Genomic DNA, 20,426 nt, shown 5'->3' on the forward strand with positions numbered 1-20,426 from the left:
TGAGGATTAATCCTCGTCAGGGAACTCCGCCAAAAACGCCTCTGTCTTCTCAACCATGTTGGTCGAGCCAACGAAAAACGGCACGCGCTGATGAAGCTCAGTCGGCTTGATATCCATGATGCGCTGATGTCCGTTAGAGGCTTTACCACCAGCCTGCTCAATGATGAATGCCATTGGGTTGCACTCGTACAAGAGACGTAATTTCCCGCTCGGATACGCGGCGGTGCTTGGGTAGAGGAAGATCCCGCCTTTGAGCATATTGCGGTGGAAGTCCGACACCAAAGAACCGATGTAGCGCGAAGAATAAGGGCGGCCTTCTTCAGGTACGTTTTCCTGACAGTACTTGATGTACTTTTTGATCCCGAGAGGGAAGCGAATGTAGTTCCCCTCGTTGATGGAGTAAATCTTGCCATCTTCTGGGATCGTCATGCTCTCATGCGATAAACAGAAGGCACCAATGGACGGATCGTAGGTGAAGCCATGTACGCCGTTGCCCGTGGTGTAAACCAGCATGGTTGAGGAGCCATAGATGATGTAGCCCGCAGCAACTTGCTGGTTGCCAGGCTGCAAGAAGTCATCAATGGTCGCGGGCTGGCCAATCGGAGACACACGGCGATAGATAGAAAAGATGGTGCCAACGGACACATTCACATCAATGTTGGAGGAACCATCGAGCGGATCCATCAAGATGACGTATTTGGCATTTCGACTGAGCTCAGAGTCAAAAATGACCGCTTCATCTTCTTCTTCACTGGCTACGCCACACACTTGATCGCGTGCAGCCATCGCCGCTTTAAACTTCTCATTGGCGTAAACGTCGAGTTTTTGTTGTTCTTCTCCTTGAACGTTTTCACCGCCAAATGCTCCGGTAATATCGGCCAAACCTGCTTTGTTGATCTCGCGGTTGACGATTTTTGCTGCCAGTCGAATGGATGAAAGGAGAGAGCTCAGCTCCCCGCTGGCATTCGGGTATTCATGTTGTTTTTCAACAATGAATTCACCCAGTGTACGCATATCGGACATTTCAGATCCTTTTGATGTCTGAGAATGGATTCTTGGGTAAGATGCTTTTAAAGCTGCAAGCAAAAAACATGAAAAAGCACCTGATAACTCGGCTGATTTCTCCATTGTTGACTGCAACTCTTGTCGCGCTTGGCTCAATTTCGCGTGAAAGTTCTGCAATAACTGGATAGAAAATCAACTTGTTACAAAGTTTATAGTGTAGAACTTTTTATTCGTAACGAAGTAATTTGGACGTATTCGGAACTGTGATCCGTAAACGAGGAAATGGCCGCTAAGGCGCATGTATTCTCACTAAACAGTTACGAACGCCCACTGTTTCTTGGCTGACTAGAACCTATGCATATACATATTTTGGGAATCTGCGGCACCTTTATGGGCGGCGCAGCGATTTTGGCGAGACAACTTGGTCACAAGGTGACGGGCTGTGATGCCAACGTTTATCCGCCAATGAGCACCCTGTTGGAATCTCAAGGGATCGACATCATTCAAGGGTATGACCCTTCACAACTCGACCCAGCTCCTGATTTGGTGGTGGTCGGTAACGCGATGAGTCGCGGTAACCCTTGCGTCGAGTACGTGCTCAACAAAAATCTCAATTACACCTCTGGCCCTCAGTGGTTGCTGGACTTCTTGCTCAAAGATCGTTGGGTGATGGCGGTTGCTGGCACACATGGTAAAACCACCACAGCAAGCATGCTGGCATGGGTACTGGAAGATTGCGGCTATGAGCGGGATACCTGATTGGTGGTGTACCGGGCAACTTTGGTGTGTCTGCGCGTTTGGGCGGGAGCATGTTCTTCGTGGTTGAAGCGGACGAATACGACAGCGCCTTCTTCGATAAACGATCCAAGTTTGTTCACTACCATCCACGTACGCTGATCTTGAACAACCTTGAATTCGATCATGCCGACATCTTTGACGATCTCGCAGCGATCCAAAAACAATTCCACCACTTGGTACGCACCGTACCGGGTATCGGCCGGATCATTGCGCCATCCAATGATGAAAACATTGCGGAAACGCTGAAAAAAGGCTGTTGGAGCGAGCTGGAATACGCTGGCGAAGACGGCATTTGGAAAGCGGAAAAACGTAAAGCTGACGGTAGCGAGTTTAATGTGTGGTTTGACGGTGATTGCGTCGGCACAGTGATGTGGGATTTGGTGGGTGACCACAACGTCAATAACGCGCTGATGACGATTGCAGCAGCGCGCCATGTCGGCGTGACGCCAGACTTGGCCTGTGAAGCCTTAGGCAAGTTCATCAACACCAAACGCCGTCTTGAGCACAAAGGCGATTTTGCGGGTGTCACCGTCTATGACGATTTTGCCCACCACCCAACGGCAATCAAAACTACGTTGGAAGGTCTGCGCGCCAAAGTCGGTGAGCGTCGTATTCTGGCGGTGTTAGAGCCACGCTCGAACACCATGAAGATGGGTGTTCACAAAGACGACATCGCGCCGTCACTAGATGCGGCAGACGAAGTGATCATGTTCCATCCTGAAGAGATCAAATGGAACGTCGCCGACGTAGCTAACCTGTGTAAAGCACCGTCATCGGTCTATCGTGACATTGATGCGCTGGTTGAAGGCGTTGTCGGCTCAGTAAACGCAGGGGATGTTATCTTGGTGATGAGTAACGGCGGCTTTGGTGGTATTCACGGTAAGCTGCAAGCGGCATTGGAAAATAGCGTTCAGGAAGTTCATGGCTAATTCAGATACCGATAAACGTATTACGCTGGCGTGGAGCGGCGCCTCTGGCGCGCCTTATGGGCTGCGACTATTGGAGTGCTTGCTAGCGGCCGATTACGAAGTCTATCTTCTGATTTCTTCCGCTGCGCGTGTGGTACTGGCCACTGAACACGGTTTGAAATTGCCATCTGGCCCTGACGCGGTGAAAGCGGCATTGGTCGAACACCTTAACGTGCCTACAGACAAGCTGGTGGTATGTGGCAAAGAAGACTGGTTCTCGCCCGTCGCATCAGGCTCAGCGGCACCCAAGAAAATGGTGGTGTGTCCGTGCTCTGCGGGATCGCTAGCGGCCATTGCTCACGGTATGTCAGACAACCTTGCTGAACGCGCAGCTGACGTGGTGCTGAAAGAGCGAGGCCAATTGCTACTCGTGGTGCGTGAAACACCATTCTCAACGCTGCATTTGGAAAACATGCTGAAGCTGTCGCAAATGGGTGTCACCATCATGCCCGCGGCACCGGGCTTCTACCATCAGCCTAAAACCATTGAAGATCTTGTCGACTTTATGGTGGCGCGGATCCTCGATCATCTTGGGATTGAGCAGGTGCTGGTGCCAAGGTGGGGATACGATCAAAGAAGCTAATGCGCAGCATCTTGGATCCAATAAAAAGCCATTCGGATGAATGGCTTTTTTGATCGCGTCTTCGCTTATTTGGTGTAGCGGTTCATCTGCATGGTCGAAGCATCAATCTTGTCCATAAAACCTGCTGCGGCAGGTGCCTCCATAAAGCTGTTCATTGACGCTTGGGCGTCACCTTCGCTCGCCCAATGCACGACAACTAACCATTCTCCGTTCTGACCTTTCGCCGATTCTCGACTCAAAAAACCAGGCTGTTTTGCAACGTGCTCAATTTCGACTTGTTTATCGAGTGGTGCAAAGGTTTCGTAGCTGACGCCATCTTTGAGTTTGAAGGTCGCGATTTCAATCACTTCCGCCATGCTGAAGGTTGACGCAAGCAGCGTGGCCAGTGCAGCACCTTTAGTAAGTTGAGCAATACTTTTTCTCATTGTTTTTCTCCAATCCCTGTTCGCAAAATTGTTCCGAGATATCAAAACGACCTGAGATTTCAGGCTATTTGACGATAAGACTTCTCGTCTGATGATTAAGTTACTCAGCAAGACCATGTTGATAAATGGCTATAGTGTTTAGTGACTATCAACAAGGTGTTGTCAGTATGGATAAGCTCGAAACCATGAAGGTGTTTATTGCGGTGGCGGAATTAGGGTCTTTTGCCAAAGCAGCGGACAGGCTTGGGTTCTCTCCACAATTGGTCAGCAAATACGTCGCGGCGTTAGAGGAAAATCTTCATACTCGGCTGCTGCACCGAACGACGCGGAAAGTGAGTTTGACGGACGCGGGGGCACTCTATTTTCAGCGTTGTCTGCAGGTGTTAGATGACATTACTGACATGGAGCATTCGCTGCTGGCAGAGCAGGTGCACTTAAGCGGTGAGTTAACCATTGCTGTACCAGTGTCTTTTGGCGTGAGGCATTTGCCCAAGCTGTTGTTGGACTTTCAGCGGCAGCATCCTGAGATAAAGATTGTCTTGAAACTGTCGGACTCAAAAGTGGATCTGATCGATGAAGGTGTGGATCTTGCGCTTCGCATTGGGCATTTGGAAAGCAGTTCGCTGATCGCGAGAAAGCTTGCGCCAGTTCGTATGGGGATCTTTGCCTCGTCCGCCTACCTGTCAAAACACGGCACACCGAAAACGCCGAATGATCTGAAGCATCACCGGTATCTGCAATACAGCTACTCGCACGCCAACATGCTGTTCTCTGAGTTCGACGTCATTGGACAGGATTTTGATTTTCCTGCGATGCTGGTAGCCAACAACGGCGACCTGTTAGTGAATGCGGCAGTGGAAGGGGCAGGCATCGCTATTCAACCTACTTTCATTGCCAGTGAGGCGTTTGCCAATGGGAAATTGGAAAAGATACTGAATGGGTATGAGCCTAAACCTTTGGCACTTTATGCCGTCTACCTCGCGCGCAAGTTTTTGCCGGGCAAAATTCGGGTTTTTATCGACTTTGCCAGTCAGTATTACGGCGAGCAACCTTACTGGGACCGGCCTTTTGGCAGTGAGTAGTGAGCAGTGAAAAAGGGCCATATAGGCCCCTTTATGTTGCCGCGTTTTGTCGCTTGGAAACGCACTGTTGGCTCAGCCTTGCGGCTTTAAGATCAATACATTGACCTTAGATTGTTCGAGCACCTTCGAGGCGACAGAGCCGATGATGAGCTTGTTGGCTTTTGAACGCTTATGGCTTGGCATAATAATCAAATCGCAACCTAATGCCTCAGCGGTTTTCACAATCGCCTTGTAAGGCTTGCCTTCAGCAACCGATAAGTCATAAGCCACACCTTCTGGCATCATGCGTTCGGCAAATGCTCTTAGGTTGTTGCGAACATCCTGCTTCATTTGACGTGCAGCATCTTCAGGGAAGTAAGATTGCACCATGGAGTTATGGATCCCCGGCAGCGCGGTGAGAAGGTGCAAGGTTGCACCCGTTTGTCCTGCCAGCCAAATCGCATGATCTACCGCTTTGTCTGCAAAGCTCTCATCATTCAAATCAACAGGGACAAGAATGTGCTTATACATGAATGACTCTCTCTATGTGTCGTGATGAAAGGGACCCGAAGGCCCCGGTAAATTACGCGGTTTGTTTCGCCCTGCGGCGTTGGTTCCACGCCAATGCGCCCAATAGCAAGAAGGTCGGTACGAATACCCATTCCTTGGATGGACGATCAGCAGGCGTGCTGACTTGAACGATTTCCCAGTCAAAGTCGATGCCCGCTTTAGAGGCAGGGCTACCCCACTGAACCATATCTACCACTTTCGCACCGTCTTCATCACGAAGCTCCAGACCCGTTGACATAACGCGCGCTAAACCTTCAGCTTGTGCCATGTCGACTGGCAGATGTACGTGTTTGGTGACGATATCGCCATCGATAGTTTCACCACGTACTTGCAGGTTCAACGTTTGACCATCAGGAAGTTTTTCAGCCACCTCGATCACAGCTGAACCCGGATAGTCGTTTGTTGGCGGATGGATTTGATCCCACCAATAATCCGGACGGAACAAGGAGAAAGTGATCAGCAGTAGGAAGAGGGTTTCCCACCATTTGTTTTTGGTAAACCACCAACCCTGTGTGGCTGCGGAGAACACCAACATGGCGACCGTGGCAGACACAATCGTCAGTATCAGATGAACGGGGCCACTGATGTCCATCAACAGCAATTGGGTGTTGAAGATGAACATAAACGGCAGAATTGCAGTACGAATATCGTAGGTGAAACCTTGAATACCGGTACGGATCGGGTCGGACTTGGCAATCGCCGCGGCCGCAAAGGCTGCAAGGCCAACAGGCGGCGTATCATCGGCCAGAATACCGAAGTAGAACACGAACAAGTGCACGGCAATCAGTGGGATGATGAGGCCTTCTTGCGCGCCCAGCGTCACAATAACCGGTGCCATCAGTGTCGATACAACGATGTAGTTTGCCGTTGTTGGCAGACCCATGCCCAAGATAAGACTGATGATGGCAGTAAACAGCAGCATCAACATGATGTTGCCGCCCGAGATGAACTCAACAAAGTCTGTCATCACCAGACCAATGCCGGTTAGCGTGACGACACCTACTACGATACCTGCCGCGGCTGTCGCCACACCGATACCAATCATGTTGCGTGCACCTGCGACAAAACCTTCTGCTAAGTCGACAAAGCCGTTTTTGAGGGCTTCACCAAAGTTTGATTCGCCTTTAAAGAAGGCAATCAGCGGACGCTGAGTCACAACGATAAACATCATGAACAAGGTCGCCCAGAATGCAGAGAGACCCGGTGAGAAGCGCTCAACCATCAGACACCATACCAAGACCACGATAGGCAGCAGGTAGTAAAGACCTGAGCGTACGGTTGGACCTGGATCTGGCAGCTCTGAAAGGTCGGTATCTGCGGGGTCTTCTACCGCCTCTTTTTTGTATTGCGAGGAGTAGCGAACCAGTGCGACGTAAGCAATAAAAATAGCTACAGCAATAATTGGACTTGCCGCGGCGCCAAACACATCTTTGGTCCAGCCGATGCCGTAGTAAACCGCAAAGCTCATTACGCAGATGCCAATCACGATGGTGACAAAGCTCAGAAGAGATTGCACAACGGTCGATTGGTGACGACGAGGAAGGCCCGTCATGCCCGCCTTACACGCTTCAAGGTGAACGATATAGATAAGGGCGATGTAAGAAATGATCGCTGGCAGAATCGCAGCTTTAATCACTTCGATATAAGGAATACCCACGTATTCCACCATCAAAAACGCAGCCGCACCCATGATAGGTGGCGTGAGCTGTCCATTGGTTGAAGCCGCTACTTCTACTGCGCCAGCTTTAGTGCCAGGGAAACCCACACGCTTCATCAATGGAATGGTGAATACACCGGTCGTGACCACGTTGGCGATGGAGGAGCCAGAAATCAGGCCGGAAAGCCCCGATGCCACCACGGCCGCTTTCGCTGGGCCGCCACGCATATGACCAAGCATGGAGAAGGCGACTTTGATGAAGTAGCCGCCAGCACCCGCTTTATCGAGCAGTGCACCAAACAAAACAAACAAGAACACGAAAGACGTAGATACGCCAAGTGCCACCCCGAATACCCCTTCGGTGGTTAGCCACATGTGCGACATCGCTTTATTTAGGCTTGCACCTTTGTGCGCGATGACGTCCGGCATATGAGGACCTGCAAAGGTATAAATCAAAAATACCAGTGCAACCACCATCAAAGGTGGCCCCAACGCCCGTCGTGTGGCCTCAAGCAGCAGGATCATCCCTGTGACAGCAACGACGATATCAAAGCTTGTTGGCGCACCTGCGCGCGATGCAAGCTCTGAGTAAAAGAGGAATAAATAGCCTGCAGAGAAGCTTCCAGCGAGCGCAAAGACCCAATCTTGCAGAGGGATGCGGTCACGCGGTGAATTCTTTAGAGCAGGGTAGGCGGTGAATGCCAAGAAGATAGCAAACGCCAAGTGTATTGAGCGCGCTTCGGTATCATTAAGCGCAACGGTGAATGGTGAGGCATACCAAAGCTGGAATATTGACCAGCACAAAGGAACAAACCAAAGGATTCGTCCCGGTATCCCGGATGGAGCACGGGCCCCGGTGTCCGCTTGTGCGACAATATCCTGCGCTTCTTGCGGTGTCTCGGTCGTCTTCGTCATGCCATTGTCCTTTAATTGGCAAGTAAAAGTGTAAAAACACCTGACATCAGAGGCTGACAATTCCAGTTTGACTGGCTTATCTTCACAGCGCGTTTTCTACGGCTTTTTTCTCCAGCTAATGACACTCGGTGTAAGGCGATGCCTTTTTTAAGGCTCAGTTTATTTTGTGAAAATTGGCTTTCTTTAATAAGGATGATAACAAATCCTTTTCCGAAATTTAAAACCGGAGAAATATTTTGTCATGACATTTCACATCGAAATGAGGTGTGAGGGTGGAGAAAAATACGAAAGTACCAATTGTGAGACAGTTATTGGTAAAAGAGGGGAGTAGTGCTGGATAAAAAAATAGGCAGAGCGCCTTGTATGGCAGTCTGCCCAGATAGTTTGTTTAAAACGAAATTAGCGGGTGTAGTCAAACAGACCGCATACAGCGTCAAACAGTTGAGATGTGGTGGTGGCACGTGTCGGTGTGATGAAGATGGTATCGTCACCCGCGACCACACCCAGAATGCCTTCCGCCTTGCCGAGTGAGTCAAGCAGACGAGCGATAAGCTGTGCAGCACCTGGACCCGTGTGGATCACAACAAGTGCGTCGTTGTAATCAATGTCCATCACCAGCTCTTTCAGCGGGCTGCTTGTGGTTGGTACGCCCAGCTCAACTGGCAGGCAGTACACCATTTCCATCTTGGCATTACGCGTACGCACGGCACCGAATTTCGTCAGCATGCGAGAGACTTTCGACTGGTTAATGTTTTCAAAGCCTTGCGCTTTCAGTGCATCGACGATTTCGCCCTGCGAGCTGAATTTCTCTTCTTTTAAGATCGCTTTAAACGCTTTTACCAATAGATCTTGTTTATCTGAATTGCGCATATGTCTTCTTTCTTCCCCATGTCAGGATGGCGCATTTTTGCATAGTGATTCAGGCTGGGGCAATAAAATCAGCAGTAAAGTGACGCACCTATCACCTTTCAACCCGCCTGTCTGGCCGAAGGCGGAAAAATGAGAGGCTGGCTTATCCTTAGAGTGATAAGCTTGTCGACATCCTTCCCAGCCACGTATGATGCATTCAGGTTGAAACACACGCACATATGCATCGCGAAAAAGTAAACCATATTACGGGCCATGTGCGTTAACCAAAGGTCTGAATTAAAAATCGTACATAAGGAGAACGAAATGAAAGTTGCTGTGATTGGCGCCGCTGGTGGCATTGGTCAAGCTTTAGCCCTGCTTTTGAAAAACCGTCTGCCTGCGGGTTCAGATCTGGCATTGTATGACATTGCCCCTGTAACTCCGGGTGTTGCTGTAGATCTTAGCCACATTCCAACCCCTGTAACGATCAAAGGTTACAGCGGTGAAGATCCATCTCCAGCACTGGAAGGTGCAGACGTGGTTCTGATCTCTGCAGGTGTCGCGCGTAAACCAGGTATGGATCGTTCAGATCTGTTCAACGTGAACGCGGGCATTGTTCGTTCTCTAAGTGAAAAAATTGCTGACGTGTGCCCGAAAGCACTGATCGGTATCATTACTAACCCAGTAAACACCACAGTTGCTATCGCAGCAGAAGTGCTGAAAGCGAAAGGTGTTTACGACAAGAACCGTCTGTTCGGTGTAACGACACTGGACATCATCCGTTCAGAAACCTTCGTTGCTGAGCTGAAAGACAAAGATCCAGGTCAAGTGCGTGTTCCTGTAATCGGCGGTCACTCTGGCGTAACTATCCTGCCTCTGCTTTCTCAAGTTGAAGGCGTCGAGTTTACGGAAGAAGAAGTGGCAGCACTGACGCCTCGTATCCAAAATGCTGGTACTGAGGTTGTTGAAGCGAAAGCGGGTGGCGGTTCTGCAACGCTTTCTATGGGTCAAGCGGCATGTCGCTTTGGTCTGTCTCTGGTACGTGCAGCACAAGGCGAAGAAGGTATCGTTGAGTGTGCATACGTGGAAGGTGACGGCAAGTACGCTCGCTTCTTCGCGCAACCAGTACGCCTTGGCAAAAACGGTGTGGAAGAGATCTTGGATCACGGCCCACTGAGCGCATTCGAGCAAAACGCTCTGGATGCGATGCTGGATACGCTGCGTAACGACATCAAACTTGGCGAAGAATTCGTTAAGTAAGCAATGTCAGCGAAATAAAAAAAAAGCGGCCAATGGCCGCTTTTTTTTGTCTTTACTATTTACTACTGAATGGCAATATTGCTTCCATGGTTCGACCAAGGCGGTTCACCCACCAGTTGATCGCGTCTTTCGCATCATCCAGTGAATCGATCATGGTGGAGAGATCTTTGTTGCCGACCTCGCGATCGATAGCGGCGAAAAGAGGACGATCATCGTTGGCATCGCTGACTAATAGCTCAACGGTCGCGCTACCAACATTGGTGTGCTCGCCGGTCGCGATTTTTGAAATCGTAGAAATTCCGAGTCCTACAGGCAGCAGGCTGCTTGTGACAGCGAGGATAGGGTTTGGGGTTTCCACATTGCTGATCGCGATGCTAAGGCGCAGTGTGTTCGCTTCTGGCTTGTCCACAATGCGTTTGAATGGCGCAATTTTCTCTTTGAGTTTTACCGACATGTAGTCAGTCAATTCTTCGATTTGTTCGTCGCTCAGTGGGTTGTCTTCATTAGTGAGGACATAAATGCGGTCAATCACGACGGCATCATATTTTGCCAGCTTGCGCTTAAGTCTTTCCTCACTGCGAAGGCCAACGCGCGCCCACACAAGGTCTACACCGCCTTCTGGACCAGCTTGAAAGTCTTCGTAAGAGGTAAATTGGGTTGCTGGGATTCGGTTTCCTGCGGCGCATCCAAACAATAATGCGCTGCTGAGCACGGCGATCGCCGCTTTTCTAAGAGTTGGCTTCAAAACGTCTTCCTTAAACTCAAGGTATAAAAAAACGCACCACTGAGGGTGCGTTAGGTATTGCTTACTTTTTGCGGTGGACCGCAATGAGCGCGAGAGCTTTGAGTGCTTCTTTTTGCTCTGATTCGGGGAGCGGTGCCAATGCGTCTATGGCTTTCTGAGCTTCTTCTTCAGCACGCCCTCGTGTGTAATCCAATGAACCGACTTCTTCCATGCAAGCAAGGATAGGGTCTAGCTTATCCAGACCATTGCCTTGCTCGATCGCTTCGCGGATCATCGCCGACTGCTCTGGGTTACCGTTTGCCATCGCATGCAACAAAGGAAGCGTTGGTTTGCCTTCGGCAAGATCGTCACCGGTGTTTTTACCCATTTCCTCGCCTTGTGACGTGTAATCCATCACGTCATCAATCAGCTGGAAGGCAGTGCCGAGGTAACGACCATAGTCTTGCAGCGCGACTTCGATCTCTTCATTAGCATCAGCAAGGATCGCACCGATCTGCGTTGCTGCTTCAAACAGGCGCGCTGTTTTGGAGTAGATCACCTGCATGTAGCTTTCTTCGGTGGTGTCCGGATCGTTGCAGTTCATTAACTGCAGGACTTCACCTTCTGCGATCACATTGGTGGCTTCACTCATGACATCGAGGATCCTTAACGATCGAAGCTCGGTCATCATTTGGAAAGCACGGGTATAAATGAAGTCGCCGACCAATACGCTGGCGGCATTGCCGAACATGGCATTGGCGGTTGCTTTGCCACGACGTAGGTCAGATTCGTCTACCACGTCATCGTGAAGCAATGTTGCTGTGTGAATGAATTCGATAAAGGCTGCAGCGGTCACATGGCCTTCACCTTGATAGTTGAGTGCCTTCGCTGCCAAAACAGCAAGCATAGGGCGCAAACGCTTACCGCCGCCGCTGATGATATAAAAACCAAGCTGGTTAATTAATGCGACGTCAGAATTAAGCTGCGCAAGTATTTTTTTATCCACTTTTGCCATATCATCGGCAGTAAGTGCTTGGATGGTGTTAAAATCCATTGATGCGTCCGGTCCAAGGGAAGAATGCAGTAAGTCTGCTGTCTTTTTGGCGATGATAGTACACTAAAAATTCGCGCTCTACACTGTGCTAACGGTGGTAATTGAACGGGTTAATTACAGTGAACAGGTTTTCACCAATTTTCTTTCAATACCCCCTTGCCAGAAGGCGATTCTTGCCGTAGAATTCGCGCCCTATTGATGAATTAAATGCGCACCCCTCACTGCACACTTTTTGAACGCGGTAGGCTGTGCGGAAATGCGGAGAAAACCATGTACGCAGTTTTCCAAAGTGGTGGTAAACAACACCGTGTAAGCGAAGGTCAAACAATTCGCTTGGAAAAGCTAGACATCGAAACTGGCTCAACTGTTGAGTTTGATTCTGTTCTGCTGGTAGCAAACGGTGAAGAAATCACTGTTGGCGCACCATTCGTAGCAGGCGGTAAAGTAACTGCTGAAGTAGTTACTCACGGTCGTGGCGACAAAGTGAAAATCGTTAAGTTCCGTCGTCGTAAGCATTCTCGTAAGCAAATGGGCCACCGTCAGTGGTTCACTGAAGTCAAAATCACTGGCATCAGCGCTTAATTTAGGAGAAGAGATAAATGGCACATAAAAAAGCTGGCGGTTCTACTCGTAACGGCCGTGACTCAGAAAGCAAACGCCTAGGTGTTAAGCGTTTCGGTGGCGAATCTGTACTTGCAGGTAACATCATCGTTCGTCAACGTGGTACTAAATTCCACGCGGGCACTAACGTAGGTTGCGGTAAAGACCACACTCTTTTCGCTCTGTCTGACGGCAAAGTGAAATTCGAAGTTAAAGGTCCTAAGAACCGTAAATTCGTTAGCATCGAAGCTGAGTAATAGCACTCGATTCTAATTTCGAAGCCCTGCCTTACGGCGGGGCTTTTTGTTGTATATCCAAGTGACATTTGCGCTACGTCACATTTATGATGTGGTTTAGACGTGACTTGGATAGATAGCGCTCATCGGCGACTGAACAGCTAAACTCGCGACATTCGTTACTCAACGAATACATGAAAGGAACTCGTCACGCGAACGTCACACCTGTCACGATTCATTGAGACCGTGTACTTAGGAAGACGAATCTGAACGCAGAGTGGTTTTTGATCCTAAGATCTTTAAGATCATCAGCCAGAAGTACTCCATCAGGGTGCTGCTAATTCGCCATTGTTAACCCAATGACACGTAAGACCTTTTCTCGCGGAAAGGATGTGCAGGGTATGGAGAAGAATAAATGAAATTTGTAGATGAAGCGGTGATCCGCGTCGAAGCGGGAGATGGCGGTAACGGTACCGTTAGCTTCCGTCGCGAAAAATATGTACCGAAAGGTGGCCCAGATGGTGGCGACGGCGGTGATGGTGGTGACGTATATCTGTTGGCAGATGAAAACCTAAACACCCTGATTGACTACCGTTTTGAGCGTTTCCATGCGGCAGGCCGTGGCGAAAATGGCCGTGGTGGTAACTGTACCGGTAAACGTGGTGACGATCTGGTGCTGAATGTGCCAGTGGGTACGCGTGCGATTGACGAAGACACCGGCGAAACTATTGCTGACCTGACCCATCACGGCATGAAAGTGATGGTTGCGAAGGGGGGCTGGCATGGTCTGGGTAACACCCGATTCAAGTCATCAGTAAACCGTGCGCCTCGTCAAAAGAGTATGGGTACGAAAGGCGAACTGCGTCACCTGCGTCTTGAGCTGCTTCTGCTGGCTGACGTGGGCATGCTGGGTCTGCCAAATGCGGGTAAATCAACGTTCATCCGTGCGGTCTCTGCAGCGAAACCAAAAGTCGCGGACTACCCGTTTACGACGTTGGTACCAAGCTTGGGCGTTGTGCGCATTGCGGACAACAAGAGCTTCGTGGTTGCTGACATTCCAGGTCTGATTGAAGGTGCAGCAGAAGGTGCGGGTCTGGGTATTCGCTTCCTGAAACACCTTGAGCGTTGTCGTGTGCTGCTGCACATGATCGATCTGATGCCAGTTGATGGTTCGGATCCTGTGGACAATGCGTTCACCATCATTGAAGAGCTTCAGCGCTACAGTGACAAACTGGCTGACAAGCCACGTTGGATCGTCTTCAACAAGCTTGATCTGATGACAGATGAAGAAGCCGAAGAGCGAATGGAACGTGTTCTAGAAGCTCTGGCTTGGGATGAACCTTACTACGCGATCTCTGCGATCAACCGTGGTAACACCCAACAGCTGACTTACGATCTGATGGAATTCATCGATACTCTGCCTGCTGAACTTGAACAACAAGTGGAAGAAGAAGGCAAAGTGGAATTCAAGTGGGACGACTACCACGAGAAAGAAATCAAGAAACAGTCTAAGTTCGATGATGATGACGATGACTGGGACGATTGGAACGAAGACGACTACGACGTCGAGATCATCTACCGTCCGTAAATCAATGATTTCAAAAAACCGCCATGTATTGGCGGTTTTTTTTTGTCCAAATCAAAGTAATCCTTTCAGACCTGGCGTAAAAACGTAGCTCATACACAGTCACAAGGAGAGAGACGGGTGCAGGAAGTGATAGGGATGAGCGAACCTGTTCAACGGGAGATTTCACGGCTGGTTAGCCATACGGGGCAAATGCTACTTCAACACGGTGCTGAAAGTAAGCTGGTCAGCGACATGTGTTGTCGGCTAGGTGAAGCTTTGGGGCTTGATAGTGTGGAGCTGTCTTTGTCGGCTAGCTCGATGGTGATCACTACAATCACGCATCAACATTGTATTACCACGGCGCGTCGCTGCCCGGATCGCGGGATCAATATGCGGGTGATCACCGAGATCCAACGTATTGTGATCATGGCTGAAAAAGGCTTGCTGGATAAAGATGCGGTGAAAAAGCGTTTGAGCAAGCTTTCCCCTGAACGTTATAACCGCTGGCTTGTGGCTGTGATGGTCGCGCTGTCGTGCGCGAGCTTCAGTCGCTTATCAGGGGGGATGCGGCGGTATTTATGGTCGCGTTTGTGTCGTCATTTATTGGTATGTTAGTGCGGCAAGAAATCGCACATCGCCACTTCAATCCCTTATTAAACTTCGGGATCACCGCGTTTGTTACTACCTTAGTTTCCAGCCTGGGTGCAATGCATCAAGTCGGTAATCAGCCGTATCTCGCCATGGCCTCTTCAGTGTTAATGCTGGTACCGGGCTTTCCGCTTATCAATGCCGTCTCAGACATGGTGAAAGGCTATATCAATATGGGTATTGCCCGTTGGGTGATGGCAAGCTTGCTGACCTTAGCTACCAGCCTTGGCATTATCGGCGCGATGAACCTGACGGGTATCTGGGGGTGGTTATGATGCTGATTGTTGAACTGCTACACGACATGTTGTTTGCCGCCATTCCTGCCGTAGGGTTTGGATTGGTTTTCAACGTTCCAGCAAAGGCACTGAAGTATTGCGCGTTGGGCGGCGCACTGGGTCACGGTAGCCGATTTCTGATGATGCATTTCGGCGTCCTCATTGAGTGGGCATCTTTGGGCGGTGCAACCTTGGTAGGGATGATTGGTGTTTATTGGTCTCAACGATTGTTAGCACATCCCAAAGTGTTTACTGTCGCTGCGATTATTCCCATGGTACCAGGGGTGTATGCCTTTAAGGCAATGATTGCACTGGTTGAAATCAATAGTCTTGGATACAGCGACGCACTTTGGACCATGCTGATTAATAACGCGATAAGTGCGTTGTTCATTATCGCCGCATTGGCGATCGGCCTCGCTATGCCGGGCTTGTTGTTTTACCGCCGCCGTCCTGTGGTGTAGCATGTGTCGAGCTTTTTACTGGGACAGGGTCTAAAAAACGCAATGAAGATCAGTATGATTGCCGCGATGGCAAAAGGACGAGTAATCGGAAAAGACAATGCTATGCCTTGGCACCTGCCTGCTGATTTTGGCTGGTTTAAGCAAAACACAGTAGGCAAACCTGTGATCATGGGGCGCAAGACCTATGACTCTATCAGTCGCCCTTTACCGGGACGTCGCAATATTGTCATCAGCCGCAATCCAGAGTGGTCGGCAGAAGGCGTTGAAAGCGTGGTGAGTATTGATGATGCGCTTGCATTGGTCAGTGATGTTGATGAAGCCGTGATCATCGGTGGTGGTGCGATTTACGCAGCGTGTCTGCCGCTGGCAAATCGCCTTTACCTGACGTTTATTGATGCCGATATTGACGGCGACACCCAATTCCCTGATTGGGGAGAGGGTTGGACGTTGAGCCATTCAGAGCATTACACCGCGGATGAGAAGAACCGCTATGACATGGAGTTTACGATTCTCGATCGTTAACCAGCATGAATAGGGCAAGGAAGACTGAATCTTTGCCCATCTTCCCATCTCACCATGGTCAGTGACCCACCCCAGACGCAGCCGGTGTCTAATCCCATATAGTGGTCATTGATGACACCGCCCAGTGCCGCCCAGTGGCCAAAGACCAGTGTTTCATCAATCGCTTTACGTTGCTCGAATGCAAACCAAGGGACGAGGCTTCCGTCTGTTACCTCTTCAGGTGGGAGCTTACAAGCCATGTCTAGGCCGCCGTCTGTTGTGATAAATCGCATGCGAGTGAACGCATTGATGGTGTAACGATAACGTTCGATGCCTTCTAGGTGACTGTTCCAGATTGAAGGTTCATTGGCGTACATGTTTTGCAACAGCCACAGATAGTTATCGCTTTGAAGAACCGCTTCTACTTCCTTCGCATGGCCTTGGGCATCGGCTAAATCCCAGCAAGGTGGAACGCCAGCATGGGTCATTACAAAGCCTAGTGTGTCACCTCTAGGCATTGCTTCATGGATAAGCAGGGGTTGATGTCTTAGCCAAGTCAGCAGTTCGTCACGATCATCCGCTTCCAAAATAGGGAGGGTCTTGTCTTTGGCTTTTGGCTTCATGATCCCTTCTGATACGGCAAGAAGGTGAAGATCGTGATTACCCAACACGGTGTGGCCGTGCTCGCCTAAGCCCTTCACAAAACGGAGGACATCCAGCGAATCCGGTCCGCGTGCAACGAGATCGCCAGCGATGTAGAGATGATCTTGGGTTTTATCAAACTGAGCGAGGTCGAGTAGATCGCGAAGATCGCGATAACAACCCTGAATATCGCCAACAAGGTAAGTCGCCACGCGAGCTCCTGATATCAGTGAAGGATGTTGGGCATTGCCAGACGAAAAGGTGTGACTTCGATGTCGAACTCTTTCTCGATAGGGCCGAGCATGGTGTAGAAACCTTGCATCACACCAACGGGGGTCTCGAGAACGGTGCCACTGGTGTAGGTGTACTCTTCACCTGACTCGATAAGCGGTTGCTCTCCTACTACACCTTCGCCTTCGATGACCAGTTTTTTGCCGTTGGCATCGGTCACCAGCCATTTACGGCGGAGCAGTTGAGCTTCACGATCACCATTGTTTTCAATGGTGATCGTGTAAGAGAAAACGTAACGTTTTTTATCCGGCTCGGATTGTTCTGCAACGTAATGCGTGAGAACGCGAACCGTAAAATTGTTATTAACCATCCTTGTTGCGTTTCCTTCTGTTACTTGTGGTTAGCATCCATCCAGTTTGCCAGTGCCACAAATTGTGCCAGCGTCAGACTTTCCGGACGCACTGAAGGGTCGATACCCAGTGATTCCAGCGTTTCTGCATCTACTAATGATTTATAGCAGTTGCGGACAGTTTTACGACGTTGGTTAAAGCCCTCACGACAAACACGCTCAAGCCACTTTAGGCTCGTCGTTGGATGCGGCAGCTCTTTGTGTGGTATCAGACGTACAACGGCAGAGTCTACTTTTGGTGCTGGTTTGAACGCAGTAGGCGGCACTTCCAAGACGGGAACCACTTTACAGTAGTACTGCGCCATAACTGTCAGACGACCGTACGCTTTGCTGTTTGGACCCGCTGCCAGACGATTTACCACTTCTTTTTGCAGCATGAAGTGCATGTCTTTCACTGCGCCGGCAAAACTGAAAAGGTGGAACATCAAAGGCGTAGATACGTTGTATGGCAGGTTACCAAAAATACGCAGTGGGTTTTCTTCAGAAGCCAGCTGCGTGAAGTCAAACTTCATCGCATCGCCTTCATAGATGGTCAGTTTGTCAGCCAGCTCTGGGTGATGGCGCAGACGTTCAGCCAGATCGCGGTCAAGCTCAACCACGCTCAGCTTGTCGACTTCGCGCGCAACAGGCTCAGTCAGTGCGCCGAGACCAGGGCCGATTTCCACCAGATTCTCACCTGGTAGAGGGTTAATGGCAGATACGATACCGTCGATGATGTACGGATCGTTCAGGAAGTTCTGACCAAAACGCTTACGCGCGCGGTGGCCTAGATGGACATTATCGCTCATGCTTTTTTATCTACTAACTCGATGGCGTGGGATAGCGCGGTCCGCAGGCTTCCAGTATCCGCCGTTCCGGTACCTGCTAAATCCAATGCGGTACCATGATCTACAGAAGTTCGGATGAAAGGTAAGCCAAGCGTAATGTTGACTGACTTTCCAAATCCCTTGAATTTTAACACAGGCAGCCCCTGATCGTGATACATCGCGAGTACCGCATCTGCGTCTTTTAAGTATTTATCTTGGAAGAGCGTGTCGGCAGGCAATGGGCCAATTAGCTTCATGCCTTGCGCGCGAAGCTTCTCGAGCGCAGGCTCAATCACTTCGATCTCTTCACGGCCTAAACAGCCGTCTTCACCCGCATGCGGGTTCAAACCACAGACATAAATCTTAGGTTCTTTAATACCAAACTTAGACTTCATATCTTCGTTTAGGATTTCAATCACTTGGAACAAGCGTTCTTCAGTGATCGCTTTTGACACATAGGCCAACGGGATATGCGTGGTCACCAAGGCGACACGCAGGCCTTCAGTGGCAAGCATCATGACCACTTGCTGTACGTTGGCATGATGCTGGAAAAACTCAGTGTGGCCGCTAAACGACACGCCAGAGCGGTTAATTACGCCTTTGTGCACTGGGCCTGTCACGACTGCCGCAAACTCGCCTTGCATATTGCCTTCGGCTGCGCGAGTGAGCGTATTGAGAACATAACGGCCGTTTGCTTCATTGAGCACACCTGGTACCACAGGTGCATCTAATGGCTCGTCGCAAACGACAAGCACGCCAGACTCATGTGCTTTTGGTGCTGCATTTGCGTCGTAGTCTTCAAAACGCACATCCAGTCCAAGTAACGCAGCGCGCGCTTCCAGCATGCTTTTGTTACCACAAATAACAAGCTGGTGAGGCCAATTGCCATGCGCCAGACTCAATACCAAATCCGGGCCGATACCCGCAGGCTCTCCCGGTGTGATGGCGATACGTTGTGGTTTAGCTGTTGTCATCAAGATTACCTACTTGTTCAACATAAGCACCTGCACGCAACTCTTGAAGCCAAGCTTGAGCTTCTTCATTGAACTTACGGTTCAACAGGATGCGATAGGCACGGTTTTGCATAGCAGCATCGGTGCGATCGGCTTGGCGACGATCTTCAACTTCGACGATGTGCCAACCATGAACGGTTTTAAACGGTTCGCTGATTTGTCCTTCAGGCAAGGTATCCACTTTATCTTTGAACTCAGGAACGTAAAGATCAGACGTTTGCCAACCTAAATCGCCACCTTTTACCGCAGAGCCTGGATCGGCACTGTTAAGCTCTGCCAGTTCGGCAAAGGTTTTCTGGCCGCTCTTGATCTGGGCAATCATCTGATTGAGCTGCGCCTTTGCGCCTTCATCACTCAAGATAATAGACGGCTTGATCAGTATATGGCGCGCTTTAACCTCAGTAACGGCAACGGATTCTAGCCCCTTCACATCGTCAATTTTCAAAATGTGGTAGCCCACACCGCTGCGAAACGGACCAATGATGGCACCTTTACCGTTGTTACCAATTTGGTCAGCAAAGATGGTTGGCATTTCTTCCAAACGCATCCAGCCCCAATCACCGCCTTCTAGGGCTTTCGGACCTTTTGAAAAGGCTAATGCCAAAGACGCAAAGTTTTTGCCTTTTTTCAGGTCGGCAATCAGTTGGTTAGCTTTGGCAAGCGTCGCGTCGCGCTGCGCTTTGTCGGCATCTTCATCAACGCGAAGCTGAATTTGACGGATGTGGTATTCAACTTTTTCAAGGTTTTGCGCATTAAGTTCTGCCGCCAACGATTCCACTTCTTGAGGCAGGATGTTGATGCGACGACGAACCTGAATATTGCGCGCTTCACCAATGGTCATTTCTCGGCGGATTTGCTCGCGGTAATCTGACCAAGTGATGCCGTTTTTCTTAAGTTCACTACGAAGGGCTTGAACCGACATTTTTTTTTCTTTGGCGATGCTGCAATGGCTTGCTCAAGGCGGGTATCGTCGATACGAATACCCAAACGCTGCGCTTCTTGGAGTTGAAGCTCTTCAATAATGAGCTGATCGAGAATTTGCTGCTCAAGAACATCTTCTGGTGGCAAGGTGTCCGCTTTTGCGTTCAAGGCAACGGTTTTTTTCAATGCTTCAATGTCACTTGAAAGGACAACGCCCTCGTTAACAACAGTGACAACATGATCCAAT

At 49.9% G+C, this 20,426-nt stretch carries 19 protein-coding genes and 3 pseudogenes; 10 read left to right on the forward strand and 12 right to left on the reverse strand.

The window, feature by feature from the left end; genetic code table 11:
- Nucleotides 1-6 precede the first annotated feature (6 nt).
- A complete protein-coding gene (gene fbp, locus ATN88_RS20695; protein ID WP_067419596.1) occupies nucleotides 7-1,023 on the reverse strand; it encodes a class 1 fructose-bisphosphatase in 1,017 nt (338 codons plus the stop codon).
- Nucleotides 1,024-1,359: 336 nt separating this feature from the next.
- Here fbp and mpl point away from each other — a divergent pair.
- Together mpl and ATN88_RS20705 are read left to right on the forward strand one after the other, a co-directional pair.
- Nucleotides 1,360-2,732 (forward strand): annotated as a pseudogene (gene mpl / locus ATN88_RS20700) (UDP-N-acetylmuramate:L-alanyl-gamma-D-glutamyl-meso-diaminopimelate ligase).
- Nucleotides 2,725-3,354, forward strand: a complete 630-nt coding sequence (locus tag ATN88_RS20705) for a flavin prenyltransferase UbiX (protein WP_067419510.1) — start codon at nucleotides 2,725-2,727, stop codon at nucleotides 3,352-3,354. Before mpl ends, ATN88_RS20705 begins: the two are co-directional and overlap by 8 nt.
- 65 nt (nucleotides 3,355-3,419) lie before the next feature.
- Here ATN88_RS20705 and ATN88_RS20710 read toward each other — a convergent pair whose 3' ends face one another.
- Nucleotides 3,420-3,779, reverse strand: coding sequence for an antibiotic biosynthesis monooxygenase family protein (locus ATN88_RS20710; protein WP_067419511.1), 360 nt, complete (start codon nucleotides 3,777-3,779; stop codon nucleotides 3,420-3,422).
- 167 nt (nucleotides 3,780-3,946) lie between these two features.
- Here ATN88_RS20710 and ATN88_RS20715 point away from each other — a divergent pair, with 167 nt between their 5' ends.
- Nucleotides 3,947-4,861 carry a LysR family transcriptional regulator gene (locus ATN88_RS20715; protein WP_067419512.1) on the forward strand — a complete coding sequence of 305 codons (915 nt, stop codon included), beginning with the start codon at nucleotides 3,947-3,949 and terminating at the stop codon, nucleotides 4,859-4,861.
- A 72-nt stretch (nucleotides 4,862-4,933) separates the two neighbouring features.
- Here the strand turns inward: ATN88_RS20715 and ATN88_RS20720 are convergent, their stop codons facing one another.
- The 3 genes from ATN88_RS20720 to argR all read right to left on the reverse strand — a co-directional run bounded on the left by ATN88_RS20720 (nucleotide 4,934) and on the right by argR (nucleotide 8,852).
- Nucleotides 4,934-5,371 carry a universal stress protein gene (locus ATN88_RS20720; RefSeq protein WP_067419513.1) on the reverse strand — a complete coding sequence of 146 codons (438 nt, stop codon included), beginning with the start codon at nucleotides 5,369-5,371 and terminating at the stop codon, nucleotides 4,934-4,936.
- 52 nt (nucleotides 5,372-5,423) lie between these two features.
- Nucleotides 5,424-7,982 carry a TRAP transporter permease gene (locus ATN88_RS20725; RefSeq protein ID WP_067419514.1) on the reverse strand — a complete coding sequence of 853 codons (2,559 nt, stop codon included), beginning with the start codon at nucleotides 7,980-7,982 and terminating at the stop codon, nucleotides 5,424-5,426.
- Nucleotides 7,983-8,381: 399 nt separating this feature from the next.
- On the reverse strand, nucleotides 8,382-8,852 hold the full coding sequence (gene argR / locus ATN88_RS20730; protein WP_067419515.1) for a transcriptional regulator ArgR: 471 nt from the start codon (nucleotides 8,850-8,852) through the stop codon (nucleotides 8,382-8,384).
- Between the two features lie 303 nt (nucleotides 8,853-9,155).
- On the opposite strand from argR, the gene mdh reads away from it, so the two are divergent.
- Nucleotides 9,156-10,091 (forward strand): malate dehydrogenase, encoded by a 936-nt coding sequence (mdh, locus tag ATN88_RS20735; protein WP_067419516.1) that lies wholly within the window; start codon nucleotides 9,156-9,158, stop codon nucleotides 10,089-10,091.
- 55 nt (nucleotides 10,092-10,146) lie between these two features.
- On the opposite strand, the gene ATN88_RS20740 is transcribed toward mdh, so the two are convergent.
- Both ATN88_RS20740 and ispB read right to left on the reverse strand, forming a co-directional pair.
- Nucleotides 10,147-10,836 (reverse strand): DUF3313 domain-containing protein, encoded by a 690-nt coding sequence (locus tag ATN88_RS20740; RefSeq protein ID WP_067419517.1) that lies wholly within the window; start codon nucleotides 10,834-10,836, stop codon nucleotides 10,147-10,149.
- 61 nt (nucleotides 10,837-10,897) lie between these two features.
- Entirely contained in the window at nucleotides 10,898-11,869 is a 972-nt protein-coding gene (ispB, locus tag ATN88_RS20745; protein WP_067419518.1) for an octaprenyl diphosphate synthase, read from the reverse strand.
- Between the two features lie 270 nt (nucleotides 11,870-12,139).
- On the opposite strand from ispB, the gene rplU reads away from it, so the two are divergent.
- The 6 genes and pseudogenes from rplU to folA all read left to right on the forward strand — a co-directional run bounded on the left by rplU (nucleotide 12,140) and on the right by folA (nucleotide 16,178).
- Nucleotides 12,140-12,451: a 50S ribosomal protein L21 gene (gene rplU, locus ATN88_RS20750; protein WP_002536481.1), complete on the forward strand. Its 312-nt coding sequence runs from the start codon at nucleotides 12,140-12,142 to the stop codon at nucleotides 12,449-12,451.
- Between the two features lie 17 nt (nucleotides 12,452-12,468).
- Nucleotides 12,469-12,726 (forward strand): 50S ribosomal protein L27, encoded by a 258-nt coding sequence (gene rpmA / locus ATN88_RS20755; RefSeq protein ID WP_002536479.1) that lies wholly within the window; start codon nucleotides 12,469-12,471, stop codon nucleotides 12,724-12,726.
- A gap of 394 nt (nucleotides 12,727-13,120) precedes the next feature.
- The gene (cgtA, locus tag ATN88_RS20760) at nucleotides 13,121-14,293 is read left to right on the forward strand and encodes an Obg family GTPase CgtA (RefSeq protein WP_067419519.1); all 1,173 of its coding nucleotides are present in this window, start codon (nucleotides 13,121-13,123) and stop codon (nucleotides 14,291-14,293) included.
- Between the two features lie 135 nt (nucleotides 14,294-14,428).
- A pseudogene (locus ATN88_RS20765) lies at nucleotides 14,429-15,195 on the forward strand (threonine/serine ThrE exporter family protein).
- Complete coding sequence (locus ATN88_RS20770) at nucleotides 15,192-15,656, forward strand: threonine/serine exporter family protein (protein ID WP_067419520.1); 465 nt, start codon at nucleotides 15,192-15,194, stop codon at nucleotides 15,654-15,656. The pseudogene ATN88_RS20765 and the gene ATN88_RS20770 overlap by 4 nt, the downstream one beginning before the upstream one ends.
- Before the next feature lie 42 nt (nucleotides 15,657-15,698).
- A complete protein-coding gene (gene folA / locus ATN88_RS20775) occupies nucleotides 15,699-16,178 on the forward strand; it encodes a type 3 dihydrofolate reductase (protein WP_067419521.1) in 480 nt (159 codons plus the stop codon).
- On the opposite strand, the gene ATN88_RS20780 is transcribed toward folA, so the two are convergent.
- The 5 genes and pseudogenes from ATN88_RS20780 to surA all read right to left on the reverse strand — a co-directional run bounded on the left by ATN88_RS20780 (nucleotide 16,175) and on the right by surA (nucleotide 20,425).
- On the reverse strand, nucleotides 16,175-17,011 hold the full coding sequence (locus ATN88_RS20780) for a symmetrical bis(5'-nucleosyl)-tetraphosphatase (protein WP_067419522.1): 837 nt from the start codon (nucleotides 17,009-17,011) through the stop codon (nucleotides 16,175-16,177). The two genes, folA and ATN88_RS20780, sit on opposite strands and share 4 nt — an antisense overlap.
- 14 nt (nucleotides 17,012-17,025) lie before the next feature.
- Nucleotides 17,026-17,400, reverse strand: a complete 375-nt coding sequence (apaG, locus tag ATN88_RS20785; protein ID WP_067419523.1) for a Co2+/Mg2+ efflux protein ApaG — start codon at nucleotides 17,398-17,400, stop codon at nucleotides 17,026-17,028.
- A 20-nt stretch (nucleotides 17,401-17,420) separates the two neighbouring features.
- The gene (rsmA, locus tag ATN88_RS20790; protein ID WP_067419524.1) at nucleotides 17,421-18,227 is read right to left on the reverse strand and encodes a 16S rRNA (adenine(1518)-N(6)/adenine(1519)-N(6))-dimethyltransferase RsmA; all 807 of its coding nucleotides are present in this window, start codon (nucleotides 18,225-18,227) and stop codon (nucleotides 17,421-17,423) included.
- Nucleotides 18,224-19,219 carry a 4-hydroxythreonine-4-phosphate dehydrogenase PdxA gene (pdxA, locus tag ATN88_RS20795; RefSeq protein ID WP_067419525.1) on the reverse strand — a complete coding sequence of 332 codons (996 nt, stop codon included), beginning with the start codon at nucleotides 19,217-19,219 and terminating at the stop codon, nucleotides 18,224-18,226. Before pdxA ends, rsmA begins: the two co-directional genes overlap by 4 nt.
- Nucleotides 19,206-20,425 (reverse strand): annotated as a pseudogene (surA, locus tag ATN88_RS20800) (peptidylprolyl isomerase SurA). The gene pdxA and the pseudogene surA overlap by 14 nt, the downstream one beginning before the upstream one ends.
- Nucleotide 20,426: the final 1 nt, after the last annotated feature.

This window comes from Enterovibrio coralii (genome assembly GCF_001559595.1).
Taxonomy (GTDB): Bacteria; Pseudomonadota; Gammaproteobacteria; order Enterobacterales; family Vibrionaceae; genus Enterovibrio; species Enterovibrio coralii.

Bases quoted from the DNA above. Each gene is read 5' to 3' on its own strand.
- fbp (WP_067419596.1), bottom strand. From the start codon at position 1,023: ATGTCCGATATGCGTACACTGGGTGAATTCATTGTTGAAAAACAACAT.
- ATN88_RS20705 (WP_067419510.1), top strand. From the start codon at position 2,725: ATGGCTAATTCAGATACCGATAAACGTATTACGCTGGCGTGGAGCGGC.
- ATN88_RS20710 (WP_067419511.1), bottom strand. From the start codon at position 3,779: ATGAGAAAAAGTATTGCTCAACTTACTAAAGGTGCTGCACTGGCCACG.
- ATN88_RS20715 (WP_067419512.1), top strand. From the start codon at position 3,947: ATGGATAAGCTCGAAACCATGAAGGTGTTTATTGCGGTGGCGGAATTA.
- ATN88_RS20720 (WP_067419513.1), bottom strand. From the start codon at position 5,371: ATGTATAAGCACATTCTTGTCCCTGTTGATTTGAATGATGAGAGCTTT.
- ATN88_RS20725 (WP_067419514.1), bottom strand. From the start codon at position 7,982: ATGACGAAGACGACCGAGACACCGCAAGAAGCGCAGGATATTGTCGCA.
- argR (WP_067419515.1), bottom strand. From the start codon at position 8,852: ATGCGCAATTCAGATAAACAAGATCTATTGGTAAAAGCGTTTAAAGCG.
- mdh (WP_067419516.1), top strand. From the start codon at position 9,156: ATGAAAGTTGCTGTGATTGGCGCCGCTGGTGGCATTGGTCAAGCTTTA.
- ispB (WP_067419518.1), bottom strand. From the start codon at position 11,869: ATGGATTTTAACACCATCCAAGCACTTACTGCCGATGATATGGCAAAA.
- rplU (WP_002536481.1), top strand. From the start codon at position 12,140: ATGTACGCAGTTTTCCAAAGTGGTGGTAAACAACACCGTGTAAGCGAA.
- rpmA (WP_002536479.1), top strand. From the start codon at position 12,469: ATGGCACATAAAAAAGCTGGCGGTTCTACTCGTAACGGCCGTGACTCA.
- cgtA (WP_067419519.1), top strand. From the start codon at position 13,121: ATGAAATTTGTAGATGAAGCGGTGATCCGCGTCGAAGCGGGAGATGGC.
- ATN88_RS20770 (WP_067419520.1), top strand. From the start codon at position 15,192: ATGATGCTGATTGTTGAACTGCTACACGACATGTTGTTTGCCGCCATT.
- folA (WP_067419521.1), top strand. From the start codon at position 15,699: ATGAAGATCAGTATGATTGCCGCGATGGCAAAAGGACGAGTAATCGGA.
- apaG (WP_067419523.1), bottom strand. From the start codon at position 17,400: ATGGTTAATAACAATTTTACGGTTCGCGTTCTCACGCATTACGTTGCA.
- rsmA (WP_067419524.1), bottom strand. From the start codon at position 18,227: ATGAGCGATAATGTCCATCTAGGCCACCGCGCGCGTAAGCGTTTTGGT.
- pdxA (WP_067419525.1), bottom strand. From the start codon at position 19,219: ATGACAACAGCTAAACCACAACGTATCGCCATCACACCGGGAGAGCCT.